Source organism: Methanomicrobium antiquum (assembly GCF_029633915.1).
Classification (GTDB): Archaea; Halobacteriota; Methanomicrobia; order Methanomicrobiales; family Methanomicrobiaceae; genus Methanomicrobium; species Methanomicrobium antiquum.
In genome coordinates, this window is sequence record NZ_CP091092.1 from 1,522,294 (window position 1) to 1,536,722 (window position 14,429).

Genomic DNA, 14,429 nt, shown 5'->3' on the forward strand with positions numbered 1-14,429 from the left:
TTAAACAAATGTTTGATGCACAGTTATAATGAAAATCAGATTCCGGTTTTCATAGGAATCCAATATCAGCCAGTCATTTTTTGGAGTGAATATCATGGCTAAAAAAAAGGACAAAGGTAATAATCAAAATTCCGGCAAAAATTCAATACGAACGCCAATCGTCTGTGTGCTTGGCCATGTTGATCATGGCAAAACTTCTCTTCTTGACAAAATAAGAGGCTCTTCTGTCGTAAACGCAGAAGAAGGCGCAATTACCCAGCATATTGGTGCAACCATTGTACCTTTAGAGGCAATTGAAGAGATGAGCGGGACAAAGGGAAAAATGAACTTTGATGTTCCCGGTCTTTTATTCATAGACACTCCCGGACATCACGCATTTACCACTCTGCGTTCAAGAGGCGGCGCACTGGCGGACATGGCGATACTGGTCGTTGACATAAATGAGGGTTTTCAGCCGCAAACAATAGAAGCGCTTCATATTCTGAGAAACTTCAAAACACCATTTGTAGTTGCGGCAACAAAGATTGACAGAATACACGGATGGAGAAAAACTCCAAACGCACCTTTCATGACCTGTTACAATGCACAAAACGAGCGCGTTCAGACAATTCTTGAAACAAAAACCTATGAACTTGTCGGAAAACTTTCAGAAGAAGGATTCAACTGTGAAAGATACGACAGGATAAAGGATTTCCAGAAAAACATCGCAATTGTCCCAATAAGCGGAATAACAGGCGAAGGTCTCCCGGATCTTTTGATGATAATGGTAGGTCTTGCCCAGCGCTATATGACTGATAACCTGAAATTAACAGTAGAAGGCCCGGGCGTTGGAACAGTTCTTGAAGTAAAAGAAGAAAGAGGGCTTGGCACAACACTTGATGTCATCCTGTTTGACGGAACTCTCAATGTGGGTGATGAAATTATTGTCGGAGGTAATGAAGGAGTAATAACCACAAAGGTCCGTTCACTTCTAAAGCCACGCCCCATGCAGGAAATTTTAACAGAAGAGAGATTTGACAGGGTCAAATCCATAAGTGCCGCAAGCGGAATCAAAGTTGCCGCTCCGGGACTTGACGGTGTTGTTGCAGGATCGCCCATTATGGTTGTAAAGGGCAACCGCGAAGAACTTGAAGAAAGAATCAGACATGAGATGCAGGATATTGCTGTAAAGCTCTCCGAAGAGGGAATATTTATCAAAGCCGATACAATCGGTGCACTTGAAGCCCTCTCAAAAGAGCTTGAACAACACAATATTCCTATAATGCGTGCTGAGGTAGGGCCAGTATCACGACATGACATTGTTGAGATTGCAACAGTAAAGAACCCGCTGATGTCAGTTCTTCTCGCATTTAACACAACAAAGCTCCCTGATGCAAACGAAATGCTGATGAGTGATCAGATGGAAAACGTCATGATCTTTGAATCAGGAGTAATCTATCACTTAATTGATGACTACCTCGAATGGGAGGAAAAGACACGCAGGCAGATTGAGAAGCAGAGCTTTGAAAAATTAGTAATGCCTGCAAAGATTTCAATTCTCCCCGACTGTGTATTTCGTCAGAGCAACCCCGCAGTAGTCGGAGTCAGAGTTTTGAGCGGGAAGCTTCAGGCAGGTGTCAACCTAATTCATCTTGACGGCAGAAAAGTCGGAAAGATGAAACAGATAAAAAAAGGTCAGGATAATATTCAGGAGGCTAACGAAGGTGAAGAGGTTGCAATATCAATTGAAGGACCGACAGTCGGGCGGCAGATAAATGTCGGCGACAGCTTCTATGTAGACATTCCGGAACATCATGTAAAGGTGCTTGAAACAGAGATGTTTTCTCATTTAAACGATAGTATGAAGAACGTTTTAGATGAATTCACCCACATGAAAAGAAAAGAGCAACCCTTCTGGGGAAAGTAGTCTTTTTAATGTTACAATTCAAAATTATAGAGAACTAAATATTGGAGTTTAAAAGATGGCAGATTTAAAAGTAGTCCTCTCCGACCCTAAAACAGGAAAGGCATACAATATTACAGCAACCGGCGCTATGGCAGGTTCACTTATTGGAAAGAAAGTCGGACAGCAGATGAGTGCTGATGCACTTGGATTTGCAGGCTATACAATTGAGCTTACAGGCGCAACCGACAGAACAGGCATTCCGGCAAGAAAAGATCTTCCGGGAGCTGGAAAGAGGAGACTTCTTCTCTCTGAAAGCACAGGATTCCACGAAACATATGACGGCGAGCGCCGCAGAAAAACAATCCGCTGTGCAGAAATCACACCAGACTTTGTTCAGGTAAATGCTAAAGTTATCGAATATGGTGAAAAGACACTTGAGCAGTACTTTGCACCGGCTGAACCGGAAGCTGCGGCTGAATAATTAAATTCAAAATAAATTTTTTAATTATAATTTAATTTACACTTAAAATCACGTTGTGATTAGTATGAAACAGTGATTTTAAACATTTGTTTCATTAACGTTTTTCAGAAACTTTGGTATTTTATCTGAAAAATCAACTCTGTATTTTCTTGCGACAATCACTGCGGCCGCTTCAAATTCAAGATTTGTGTCAAATACATTTTTAATAACACTGTTTATCTCGGCAACCACTTCTCCTGCATTAACACTCCTTTTTTCAGCGATTTCACTGATTAGTATATCAACAGGATTCGGCTCTGTCTCAAAAATATCAGATGATGGTTTATACCCAAGCGGAATTTCAACATCAGATGCTGAAAATGACGGTTTTAAATGATTTCCGGACTCTTCCAAAAGACCTTCTTTTATTGCCATACGAATGATTTTTCCGGCCTGATCGTTATTCATCCATCTTTTGTCAATAGTTAAAAAATAGATCAACTCGGTTTTTTTCAGCTGCTCTTTTCTCATGCTCTTAAAAGGAGCTGAAACTACCAGCTTAAGTGTCAACTAAAACGCACCTGTTATTAATTTTTTAATGTCATAGGCATCAGTACTGCCCTTTGTTCCTTCCTTTGAAACAAAGCACTCACACATCATACCGTTTTCATTTACCCTTAAATAATATACAGTCTCAGAACGTGGTATCCTCCGGTTTCCGGTAAGAACTGTCTCTTTTAGTGTAAGCATGAAATCAACGGCATCAGTTAAGGAGTCAAGAAGGTTTGGAATACTGTCAACAGGAACCATATTTGTCTTTGAATCTGCAACAGACACAATTACATCAAGACGGATTAAGTCTTCATCAAGCCTTTGTGCAACATGAGTATTGTTCATACCAACGATTTTTTCTGCAACATCTAAAAAAGGTCTTTCAATATCAAAATCGAGGTCGCACCTCTGCGGAAAACGGTGATATATCCTGCGCATCGGTACAATATGAATTCTGCATTTATAAAAAGTCTGTGTAATTCAAAAATTAAAATCAGGCAAATATACGTAAATTCAATCCTGAAAAGATGCGGATAAATTTTTAAAAAAAACTTTCAAAAAAAATTATTCTGTCAAAACGGCGTTAATAACTCCGTCCTGACCAGGCCTTGATACAATCTTTGCCATTCCAATCTCTGTTTTAATTACTGCGCCTTTTGTGAGAAGATTACGGCGGACATAGTTTGGATTTGCTGTATTTGCCTCCACATTCAAAATCTCAACCTTTTTGACAGCACCGGTCTTTTTGTCTGCAACACATGCATATGTTGCACGAAGTGCACGAACCTTGACATTTCCGCCGTGTGTGCGGATTAATCTGCGGCGCTCATCACCAATATGTGTCTCTGCCGGTGAACGGCCGATTTCTACTCTCCTCTTTCCACGTGCGGTTTTCAGGCGTGCGCCTGTCTCGCTTCTAACTGATCTTCCTTGCCAGAGCATTATAATACACCTGTAAATTTTTAACTCTTGATTTAGATTGAAAACGACAAAGATATTCTCCTAAAAATGTCCATAGAACAAAATCTTAGGGGCATTTTTCAGGAGCCTGTCTTTTCGTCTTCTAACTTCTGAAGTTCTATATATATTCCTTGTGAAGTTATTTAATTGCACCGCAAATGCATTATCTCAAGATCTCATCGACAAGTTCAGGTACACCCTCACCTGTCTTGAGGTTTGTCTTAAAAATTGGCATTATCGGATTATAGCGGTGAATATCATCCTCCATTCTTGAAATATCGCATCCAACAAATTCAGCCAGGTCAATTTTGTTGATGACTGCAATTGTTCCGTTTCTAAACATCATCGGATGCTTATTTACAACATCATCACCCTCTGTTGTCGATACAACAACTATGCGCTTCTCAGCGCCTAGTGAGAAGTCTGTCGGACATACCATATTTCCGACATTTTCGATGAATAACACGTCTATTTCATCAAGTGGAAGGGACTCTATTGCATGCTCAACAAGATGGGCATCCAGATGACATTCTTTTCCTGTATTTGCATTTACTGCAGGAATTCCTGTTGCAACAATTCTTTTGAAATCATCATCCCCCCAGACATCGCCTGCAATTGCTCCAGAGCGGATTTTTTTGTTCTTAAGTTCCGGAACAAGATTCTCAATAAGTGCTGTCTTTCCAGAGCCTATAGCTCCCAGCAAATCAAAGGCCCGGATACCATTGTCCTTTAATGTGTGGTAGTTTTTATGTGCAAGTTTATTATTTGCATCAAAAACATCCTGTTCTATGCTGACATCTATGTGGTGCATAATTATAGTATGATCAGTATCTGTTAATAGGTTCATCGAACCTATACTATTGCATATGGAAGGAGAGAAAATAATTTACCCCTGTTATTTTAATGAAGGCCTGACTCGAAATGAGGGAAGGCGCATAAAAAAAACATCGGCAGTAAAAAATCCTTCTACAAGAAGTATTTTGACAGCCGCAAAAAAACTGGGCCTTGAGGGAGTCGTCGAGCAAAAAAGCCACCCCGGACACTGGGTTTCAAATGAGGGGAGAGTGCTCATTAAATACGACAAATCAAAAGAGATTTTGATTCAGCAGATCGCAGAAAAATTAGCAGACAAATAAAAAGACGATTACCATGTACGACCTTCATACACACACAACATTATCGGACGGAGAACTTCTTCCAACAGAACTTGTCCGGCGTGCGGCAGTTCTTGGATACACCACTCTTGCAATAACAGACCATGCTGATGCATCAAACATAAACGAGCTTATAAGATCAGTCAATGCCATAAAAAAGTCAGCCTCACTTTTCGGAGTTACTCTTTACGCCGGCGTTGAAATAACCCATGTTCCTCCTGAAGAGATAGACGAACTTGCCGCTCTTGCCAAGAAAACAGGTGCTGACATTGTAATTGTTCATGGTGAAACTGTAATGGAGCCTGTTGCACCAGGAACTAATCTTTCTGCCTGTACATCAGACTATGTTGATATTCTTGCACATCCAGGCCTTATAACAGGAGAGGCCGCAATAGAGGCAAAAAAGCACAATGTTGCTCTTGAAATAACATCCAGGGGAGGACACAACAGAACCAACGGACATGTCTTTAAAACCGCGCTTAAGACAGGCTGTAAAATAGTCATTAATTCAGACACACACAACCCTTCAGATCTTCTGACTGAAAACGCGCGAAGAGTTGTCGCTACAGGGGCCGGAATGACACAGGATGAGGCAGATAGTATTTTATCTGATAGAACCCTTGATGAAATTCTCGATCTTTAACAGATATATAAAAATTGTCGAAAATTTTAAATACTTTTTTGTACAACATATATAGGTTACTAATAAACTCTAATTTCGTTTTTCAGGAAGGTCATCTTTTGAAACTTGCCGGTCAGATACGTTCTGTTGTTGGAAAACATCTCGTTATTGTTAACTGCGATTCAGCCCAACTTCCACGTCTTTATGCAGATGTAGTTGACAGTCATCAAAAACCTGTTGGAAAACTTGTAGAAGTATTTGGAAATATAAAAAATCCTTGCGCAGCCGTTTACTGTAAAGATACAGGAAACTGCGCAATAAATGAGAAACTCTATACTAAATAAACCAGGGTGGATACAAATCATGCAGGAACTTGAAAAATTAAAACAACTCCAGAGCCAGAGAGAGGCTCTAAAAAGCCGTTCAGGCGAGCAGGTAGAAAAACTTGCTAAAAAACAGGAAGAAACCACAAAGACAGTATGTCCGGAGTGTGGCAGTCGTCAGCTTATACATGACTATGAACGTGCAGAACTTACCTGTCAGAACTGCGGTCTAGTTCTTGAAGAAGAGTTCATAGACAGAGGTCCGGAATGGCGTGCATTCGATCACGATCAGAGAATGAAACGTTCACGTGTCGGTGCTCCAATGACCTTCACAATCCATGACAAAGGTCTTTCAACAATGATTGACTGGAGAAACCGCGATTCATATGGACGTGCAATTTCTTCTAAAAATCGTGCACAACTCTACCGCCTGCGCAAGTGGCAGAGAAGGATTCGAGTATCAAACGCTACCGAAAGAAACCTTGCATTCGCTTTATCAGAACTTGACCGAATGGCATCTGCTCTTGGTCTTCCAAGAAATGTCCGTGAGACAGCAGCGGTAGTATACCGTGATGCAGTTGACAAAAACCTTATTCGTGGAAGAAGTATTGAGGGTGTAGCAGCAGCAGCACTTTATGCGGCATGCCGTCAGTGTAGCGTTCCAAGAACACTTGATGAGATAGCAGAAGTATCACGTGTATCACGAAAAGAGATTGGAAGGACATACAGATTCATCTCAAGAGAACTTGGTCTAAAACTTCTTCCAACATCACCAATCGACTATGTTCCACGTTTCTGTTCAGGTCTGACACTCAAAGGAGAGGTTCAGTCAAGAGCAGTTGAGATTTTAAGACAGGCCGGAGAAAGAGAACTTACAAGTGGCAGAGGCCCTACCGGTGTAGCAGCAGCAGCAATTTACATCTCCTCAATTCTCGGCGGAGAACGCCGCACACAGCGCGAAGTGGCAGAGGTTGCAGGAGTCACTGAAGTTACAATCAGAAACAGATATAAAGAACTTGCAGAAAAACTGGATATTGAAATTATTCTCTAATCAAAGGATAATTATACAAAATCAAATAAAATATTTTATGAAAATGTGCAGAATGCACATTTGCCACATGCATTTTTATTCTATCAATTAACAAAGACAGGCAATTTCGGGCCCGTAGATCAGGGGTAGATCGCTACGTTCGCAACGTAGAGGCCGCGGGTTCAAATCCCGCCAGGTCCACTTGCAAAATTTCCGGAACTTTTTAAAAAACCAACAATAATATTTATATCCAGAAGAGGTCTTCATCCTCATCATTAGAAAAACTGCTCTTCTTCTTCTCTGAAGATACTCTGGATTGCTGTTTTTTTGTCGGACTTCCCGGAACAGGGCCGGGATTTTTTCCAACTTTTAAGTCTTTAGACAACGATTCCTTTGGTCTTTTCGGACCAGAGCCAATCTTTACATTGTCGGAGAGAAGCTCTTTGGGCTTTGAAGAATTCCCTGCCTTAATACCTCCTGACAAAAGTTCTTTTGGCTTCACACCAGGGCTTGATTTAATTCCGGACGATAAAAGTTCAACAGGCCTTTTGGCCGAACTTCCCATTGAGATTTTGCCACCACTCAGATTGTCTTTTGGTTTGATATTCGGCCGGACAGATAATTTTGCTCCTGAAAGACTGCCTTCCTTAGCTTTTATACTGGGCTGAATTGAGACCTTTCTTCCAGAAAGTGAACTGTCATTAGGCCTTATAACAGAACCGCCCGATATTTTGCCGCCCGAAAAAGCATTATCATTTGGACGCATCCTTGACCCTGCGGAAAAACTGCCGGCTGAAAAAGACTTGTCACTTGAACGCTGTACAGGCCCGCCAATGCTTATAGTCTCTCCAACACGTGCGACATCGCTTCTCTCCTTTGGAAGGCCGGGGCCTTTTATATCTTTGATTCCAAAAATTGAATCTTTAGGAGCATTTCCTAAATTAACACTCGTCATACGCGTCATATCAAGATTTGTCTTTTCACTTCTTCCAGGCAGGTTTAGCTGATTTTCATCCTTTTTCTTCTCTTTCTTCCCGCTAATCACAATCTTGTCATCATGGAGTTTTTCCTTTTCCTTAACAGGCGCTGATTCCATAATCTCTTTTTTGTACTCTTCAAGCTCCTGTTTTCTCACATATTCAGGCGAAGTTAAGGGTATGTTATCCTCGTCTTCTTCTTCTTCTTCAATATATGATAACGCGGCATCGGAAAATGTGGCAGTTTTGGCATTGCCAAGATTTTGCGTTCTCTCGTCAAAATTCTCCTCATCATCGTCATCTAATAATTCAACAAATGAAATTGAAGTTTCTACAACAGAATCATCCTCTTTTGCGCCTCTAAAATATGATGAGGAATCTTCAGCACACTCGCCTGACTCATCCTCCAAGAAATCAATCATATCAAGAGTTAAAACAGGCTCTTTTGGAGTATCAATTCTACTGTAATCTTCGTCAGGGTATTTTTTTGGGAGATTTGGATTCTGTCTGTTCATGTGATAACCATTGTCTTCAATAATAGGGGGAATATTCTCATTGTGTCCCGGATTTTTTGGAGGAATCGAAGAGTATCCTCCAATAAGACCCCATGCCTCATCTTCAAGAGCCTGTTCATCATAATTCGCCCGGGAATAATCTGAGGGCTGATTATAGGGCGGATCATAATAACCACGATTTTCAGGATATTCAACTCTTTGATTAACAGGTGAGGGTACACTATAAGGATCAGTCTGAGTGTTACTATAAGGATCAGTCTGAGTGTTCCGGGAGATTTCTATAATATTTGCATTTTCATTTCCGGACAAAAGCAGTGCCTCTTCTTCTGCGAGTACACGGGAATATTCTGCTTCCTTTTCTTTTTGTGCAAGCTCTTCTAAGTATTCTTCCCTTAATTTTTTGATCTCCTCAACTCGCGGAACATTGTGGATTCCTGAAAGCATTATAATAATACCCACAAAACGGGTATTTCGTACAGGATAATCTCCTGAGCGCATTTCAAGTCCGGCGATACTTGAATCAATCCATTTCCTGACAGTCTGAAATCCCTTCATTGAGAGCTCATGGGAAGGGCCTGCAATTAAGATCAAAGCTTTGTCAGCACTTGTAAGATCACATGGTATTGATATATCCTCATATACAGCCTGCTTCGCAAGCGCAACTATCCTTGTCGCCCGCTTATGTGATCCTTCACTGAAATATGTGTCAGAACGCAATCTTTCAAATGTATCCATCCAGTTAAAGGGCAGATTTTCAATAGCATACCCTATTGCCGTGATGCCGTTTCCTTTGAGAGTGTTTAGAATTTCGCCTGCATCCAAAACAACCTCTGCTGAATCCAGGCCTGATTCATTGAATTCTCCCGCACGAAGTAAAAGCCCGATCTGTCGTGAAATTCTTTCATTAAGCATTCTGTATATATCACGGGGATTTTCAGGAAATATTTTTCCAAATGGAGAGGGTTTTACAACCGGCTCTCCATGCTCATCGAGGGTTGTTTCAAATGAGGACTTTATTTTTTTGTACCAGGTTTCATTATCGAATAAAATTACTGCATCGGCACATTCTTCTATTTTATCGAGATCGTCAGCGGCCTTTTTAGCAATAGCACGACCTTCACGAAGATATGGAAGTGTGCAGACCGCAAATACAGGCTCAAAAAAGGCTTTTCTTATCTCTTCAATGAGATGTGGAACGATATCACACACATTTCCGCCAAGACCGGAGAATACCATTAATGCATCAAGATTAACAGTGTCTAACTTTTTGATGTTTGACATAATTTCACTTACATCAACAGTTGACATTATGTCATAGTGGACATCAGGGTCAAGAGCTGGAAAAAAGATTTTTGAATCCTCAGGAAGATTTCTAAGCTGGGAGAGATAATTTCCATCAGTATCAATTACAACAGGGGATATACAGCTTACGCTGCTTTTTCTATCCTGATAGTAAAGCTGATCCACAATTCGTGAACCTGCACCGCCGACACCTATAGCAAGTATCCTCATAATTTAAGTTTTGGGGGTTTACTTTCCCGCCTGTATTCTAATGCCGTTTAGACCACTTATTTGCAATATTAGTTACAAATCATGCAATTTTCATATACTTTCCGGTTGCAGTGTCTGACATCCTGCAGAAGTATTCTACATGATTTATTTTACATGCCGGAAAATTACTGATATATAATTTGTTTTTGAACGCTAATAATTGTCGTTGTTTATACTTATTTTTACATGAAGTTACTTCGTAACTCACATGAAACCCATGCATGAAATATAATTTCATGGACTTTTTTTAAGAAGATGTTATTATTTGTAATATTCAGAATTTACATCAAACAACTGACAAAATAAAAAAACATCAAAAATTGTTTCTCAGCATATTATTATTATTTCTCAGCAGTATCAGAATTTTTATGCTAATCTTCGTCTGCCAAATCCTTGTCAACCAAGTATTAAATTAAGGTTGACATCTAAATTTATCAGGTGAAATTTATGAAGAATGTACAAAATTGTTACGAAATTCCTAAAACCATGAGTACCCAGCACCCTGACAATGTAAATACTCCTTTTTTTTCATGCAGTCCGCTTCTTGGAGGGGAAGAAGAGGTTTTGGAGGCTTATTATGCCTATTCACATCTGTATTGCAGGGAACAGATGTGGGACTGTGAGGGAAAAGAGGTTGATAATTTTGTTGTAAAAAAACTTCTCTCAAAATATGATTCATATTTTACACAAAAACAACTTGGCAGGGATTTATTTTTAACATTAAGACTCCCAAATCCTGAAATAGAGAAAACAGAAGCAAAAATACTTCTTGAAACCTTAGAGAGCATCCCACGCTCATTTGATATTGCAAAACTGTTTTACGGAAATGAAATTCCGCCAATATTTGAAGTTATACTTCCTATGACAACATCATATACATCAATAGATAACATCTACCAGTATTACTGTGATTTTGTCGTTGGAAAACAGCACATGCGGCTCGGAGGGCGTGATATCAAAATTTCAGACTGGATTGGTGAATTCAAGCCTGAAAAAATAAATGTAATCCCCCTATTTGAGGACAAACAGAGTATGCTTGAATCTGACGAGATTGTGAGCAGGTATATTGACAATAAAAATCTTGATTATCAGCGGGTATTTTTCGCACGCTCTGATCCTGCGATAAATTACGGAAATATCGGAGCAGTAATCTTAAACAAAATTGCTTTGATGAAAATTGAGGATTTGTCTGAAACATCAGGCACCCCAATATATCCGATAATAGGTGTTGGTTCTGCACCTTTCAGAGGAAATCTACATCCAGGCAATATAAAAGGAGTTGTAGAGGAATACCCAGGCGTACATACATTTACAATACAGTCGGCATTTAAATATGACTATCCGGCAGATGAAGTGCGTGAAGGCATAAGAAAACTTGAAGAAAGAACACCGGGCCGGTCACAAATAGTTGATACTGATACATGTCTTGGAATTTTTGATAAGTGCTCTTCTGAATACAACAAAAGACTGGCAAGCCTATGTCCTGTTATAAACCGGACTGCTGAATTTATTCCTGGAAGAAGAAAAAGAAAACTTCACATAGGACTTTTTGGATACTCCAGAAACCACGATGGCCTAAATCTACCACGTGCAATAACATTCACCGGGGCCTGTTATTCACTTGGAGTCCCACCTGAAATTTTAGGCATTTCAGCATTATCAGATAAGGATTACGAGCAGTTATGTGAAATATATCTTCATTTTGAAGATGACCTGTCAGACGCGATGCAATATGCAAACCCGGACTCCCCATACCTTCCAAAAGAGGATTTTGAATTTGCAAAGGAGATACTGGGAGACTTTGAATTGGACATTGATCACAAAGAAGCAACAGATACAATACTTGATAAAATTTCAATGAACCATATTGAAGAAGCAGGACCCTATATTTTAAGAGCCGCCAGCAAAAGAAAATTTTTAGGATAATTTTTAATCCTTTTTGTAATTCAATCTCTTTTTAATGAAATTTTATCCTTAATGGCTTTTCTGACAACTTCCCGCTTTACAATAATTAATGTTCCAAATATACCAAGGAAAATATTCAGATAATAGAGTAAAATACGCCAGATTACAACGAAAATACCAACGATTGATGACGGAACAAACAGACTGTAAAGTGATGTTGCAGAAAGTTCTGCAATACCTGAACTTCCTGGAGTTAAAGGTATCATCATAATAATTGCAATAATAATCTGTGCAACAAATGACTCAACAATGTGCGGGCCTTCTCCAAGTCCCATCAATATGAGTGACGCAATAAAAAATTCACTAAACCAGTAAAATACTGTAAAAAGTGTTCCCCATACAAGACCTATTTTTGAATGGCTCACATAATTTTTTAGAGCAGAATTAAAGTTGTCTACTTCCGAGTCGATTCTGCCTGTGAATTTTTCCACCTTTTCAGCATGCCAGCGTTTTGTAAACCAGCCTGAAAATTTTTTAATCAGATTTTTAAGAAATACCGGGTTTTTAACAGAGTAAGCAAAGAGTATCACAAATCCGGTTATCATGGCCCACATGAAAAATAACGGAAGTGCAATTGAAAGACCAAGCTCTTCTGATCCAAGCCACAGCATAAGCATTGCAGCACCGCCTATAATACCAAGCAAAATTCCATCAAGAACTCTTTCCATTATAACTATTGCCGTTGCATCACCAAGAGGCACATCAGCTCTGTAAAGCTCATGTATTCTTACAGGTTCACCACCTGCCTGTGAAGGAGTTACTGCGGCAATCAAAAGATTTGCAAATACCATGTTAAGGCAGTGCAGGAAAGGAACTTTGTAGCCGAGCGACTTTGACATGAACTTTAATCTTAGAGCCCATGCACAAAGCGACAAAATATGCAGAATGAGTGCCGCAAGAAGATATTGAGGCTGTAATTTTGTCAGGTAATTTATTGTATTTTCATCAATTGTGAAGTATAAAACAAGAGCCAGTACTACAACACTAAAAATAACAGATAGTGCCAGCCACTTCCATTGATTTCTATCCATTCGTTTCTCCAAATAATTATGTTTCAAAAATGTTTGTTTTCTGCCTATAAACCCTTTAAGGTTTACACTGTGAAAAGGCTCCTGTTTTTAACGATTATGAAAAGTCCTGACCTGACTGCGGCATCCAAAATACCGTACCCATAGCTGAAGTATGCAAGTGCGTTTACAAAATTTTCACAGGAATTGTACTTTTCTCCTGAATTCAGGTAATTTTCAGCACAATTTAAAACAGACTTTGAAAAAGAATAAAGCGGACTTTCAATATCAGGCGCCGGAGATACTGAAATTACTGCCTCTGAGAGCATATTTTTGTATCTGTTGGTCTTTTCAAATAGATGGGGAAATAAAACATCAGGCATATTCTCATCAAATAAAGGAACTCTTTTAACTGGTTTTTCTCCGGAAAATAGTCCGGATAAAATTCCAAAATCGAGCCATCCAAAACCATATGAAAATGCCGCATGTGCATTTACCAAATCACCCCTATCTGCAAAAGACAGACCGTCTCTTCTATAAGCTACAGCCATCTCCAAAATCTCTTCTGAAACCTTCCAATAGGGCGATTCTGGAGAAGGATAAACAATCAGGGCTGAAATGGTATTTTCCAGTAATTCTCCAAATATTTCAGGCTTTGTCTTTGAATTCATAATCCTGCAAAAGTCTCAAGATATTCCTTTTCCATCATATGAAGTGAAGATGGAATAACTAATACATGAAGAGGCGCTCCAAAATCTGCTTTTTTCAACTTCTCAGAATCGCCTGCCAAAACATAGGGTTCAGCTGAACCTGCCCTTGCCATCCCAACAAAAATTTGAGGTGCACTTAGATTTCTCTTCTCAGCCATCTGCTCAATCAATAAAACACCCTCTCCGACGGTCATAAATCTGTCAGGTTTTATGTCCAGAAATACCAGGGTGTGAAGGTCCTGCTCAATATTTTGAAGTATTGTATCAAGAGGGGTTGTTGGGAACCAGTTTTTTTCAGGATACGGAATTGAACATGATTTTCCAAACCTGTAATTCTGCAGACCTGAAAGGCCGCATACTGCACTCTGAATTGATGCACCATGTATTATCTGTGTTGGAATACCTCTCATCTTCGCCCGGATTCTAAGATCAGAGTGTGTGGTTGAGACCATAGGATCACCGCCTGTCAAAAAAACAGCACTTCCCCTCTCTGCGCAATCCAAAATATTGTCAGGATGCTTTTCTACGTCATCGCGCCCCAAAAAAATCACTTTTTTTCCGTAATACTCTTCCATCTTTTTAATATCCGCACCCATAAGGCGGGATGTGTAGCCCTCTAAGAATATGGAATCTGCGCTTTTTATGGCTTCAAGCCCTTTTACTGATATATCTTTCTCATCGTAGAGTCCAAGACCTATGAATGTTAGCATATTTCACC

Annotated in this window: 15 protein-coding genes and 1 tRNA gene; 8 read left to right on the plus strand and 8 right to left on the minus strand. The window is 39.7% G+C overall.

Annotated elements, in window-relative coordinates; translation table 11 throughout:
- Positions 1–94: 94 nt before the first annotated feature.
- Both infB and L1994_RS07555 read left to right on the plus strand, forming a co-directional pair.
- On the plus strand, positions 95–1,906 hold the full coding sequence (gene infB, locus L1994_RS07550) for a translation initiation factor IF-2 (protein ID WP_278098842.1): 1,812 nt from the start codon (positions 95–97) through the stop codon (positions 1,904–1,906).
- A 55-nt stretch (positions 1,907–1,961) separates the two neighbouring features.
- Positions 1,962–2,366: a 30S ribosomal protein S6e gene (locus L1994_RS07555; RefSeq protein WP_278098843.1), complete on the plus strand. Its 405-nt coding sequence runs from the start codon at positions 1,962–1,964 to the stop codon at positions 2,364–2,366.
- 78 nt (positions 2,367–2,444) lie between these two features.
- Here L1994_RS07555 and L1994_RS07560 read toward each other — a convergent pair whose 3' ends face one another.
- From L1994_RS07560 to hypB, 4 genes are all read right to left on the minus strand, one after another.
- Entirely contained in the window at positions 2,445–2,915 is a 471-nt protein-coding gene (locus L1994_RS07560) for a DUF2240 family protein (protein WP_278098844.1), read from the minus strand.
- Positions 2,916–3,335: a hypothetical protein gene (locus L1994_RS07565; protein WP_278098845.1), complete on the minus strand. Its 420-nt coding sequence runs from the start codon at positions 3,333–3,335 to the stop codon at positions 2,916–2,918. It abuts the gene before it with no gap.
- A 126-nt stretch (positions 3,336–3,461) separates the two neighbouring features.
- On the minus strand, positions 3,462–3,839 hold the full coding sequence (locus L1994_RS07570) for a 30S ribosomal protein S8e (RefSeq protein WP_278098846.1): 378 nt from the start codon (positions 3,837–3,839) through the stop codon (positions 3,462–3,464).
- 181 nt (positions 3,840–4,020) lie between these two features.
- The gene (hypB, locus tag L1994_RS07575; RefSeq protein ID WP_278100826.1) at positions 4,021–4,668 is read right to left on the minus strand and encodes a hydrogenase nickel incorporation protein HypB; all 648 of its coding nucleotides are present in this window, start codon (positions 4,666–4,668) and stop codon (positions 4,021–4,023) included.
- 55 nt (positions 4,669–4,723) lie between these two features.
- On the opposite strand from hypB, the gene L1994_RS07580 reads away from it, so the two are divergent.
- The 5 genes from L1994_RS07580 to L1994_RS07600 all read left to right on the plus strand — a co-directional run bounded on the left by L1994_RS07580 (position 4,724) and on the right by L1994_RS07600 (position 7,187).
- On the plus strand, positions 4,724–4,993 hold the full coding sequence (locus tag L1994_RS07580; RefSeq protein WP_278098847.1) for a signal recognition particle subunit SRP19/SEC65 family protein: 270 nt from the start codon (positions 4,724–4,726) through the stop codon (positions 4,991–4,993).
- 13 nt (positions 4,994–5,006) lie between these two features.
- Positions 5,007–5,654, plus strand: coding sequence for a histidinol phosphate phosphatase domain-containing protein (locus L1994_RS07585; protein WP_278098848.1), 648 nt, complete (start codon positions 5,007–5,009; stop codon positions 5,652–5,654).
- 38 nt (positions 5,655–5,692) lie between these two features.
- Complete coding sequence (locus L1994_RS07590; protein ID WP_278098849.1) at positions 5,693–5,977, plus strand: H/ACA ribonucleoprotein complex subunit GAR1; 285 nt, start codon at positions 5,693–5,695, stop codon at positions 5,975–5,977.
- 19 nt (positions 5,978–5,996) lie between these two features.
- Positions 5,997–7,007 (plus strand): transcription initiation factor IIB, encoded by a 1,011-nt coding sequence (locus L1994_RS07595; RefSeq protein ID WP_278098850.1) that lies wholly within the window; start codon positions 5,997–5,999, stop codon positions 7,005–7,007.
- A 108-nt stretch (positions 7,008–7,115) separates the two neighbouring features.
- Positions 7,116–7,187, plus strand: a tRNA-Ala gene (locus L1994_RS07600).
- A 43-nt stretch (positions 7,188–7,230) separates the two neighbouring features.
- Here the strand turns inward: L1994_RS07600 and L1994_RS07605 are convergent.
- A complete protein-coding gene (locus L1994_RS07605) occupies positions 7,231–9,990 on the minus strand; it encodes a tubulin/FtsZ family protein (RefSeq protein WP_278098851.1) in 2,760 nt (919 codons plus the stop codon).
- A 486-nt stretch (positions 9,991–10,476) separates the two neighbouring features.
- On the opposite strand from L1994_RS07605, the gene ppcA reads away from it, so the two are divergent.
- Positions 10,477–11,955 carry a phosphoenolpyruvate carboxylase gene (ppcA, locus tag L1994_RS07610; protein WP_278098852.1) on the plus strand — a complete coding sequence of 493 codons (1,479 nt, stop codon included), beginning with the start codon at positions 10,477–10,479 and terminating at the stop codon, positions 11,953–11,955.
- A gap of 20 nt (positions 11,956–11,975) precedes the next feature.
- Here ppcA and L1994_RS07615 read toward each other — a convergent pair whose 3' ends face one another.
- The 3 genes from L1994_RS07615 to dph5 all read right to left on the minus strand — a co-directional run bounded on the left by L1994_RS07615 (position 11,976) and on the right by dph5 (position 14,421).
- Positions 11,976–13,025, minus strand: a complete 1,050-nt coding sequence (locus L1994_RS07615) for a lysylphosphatidylglycerol synthase transmembrane domain-containing protein (RefSeq protein WP_278098853.1) — start codon at positions 13,023–13,025, stop codon at positions 11,976–11,978.
- Between the two features lie 62 nt (positions 13,026–13,087).
- A complete protein-coding gene (locus L1994_RS07620; RefSeq protein WP_278098854.1) occupies positions 13,088–13,672 on the minus strand; it encodes a DUF357 domain-containing protein in 585 nt (194 codons plus the stop codon).
- Positions 13,669–14,421: a diphthine synthase gene (gene dph5, locus L1994_RS07625; RefSeq protein WP_278098855.1), complete on the minus strand. Its 753-nt coding sequence runs from the start codon at positions 14,419–14,421 to the stop codon at positions 13,669–13,671. Before dph5 ends, L1994_RS07620 begins: the two co-directional genes overlap by 4 nt.
- Positions 14,422–14,429 lie beyond the last annotated feature (8 nt).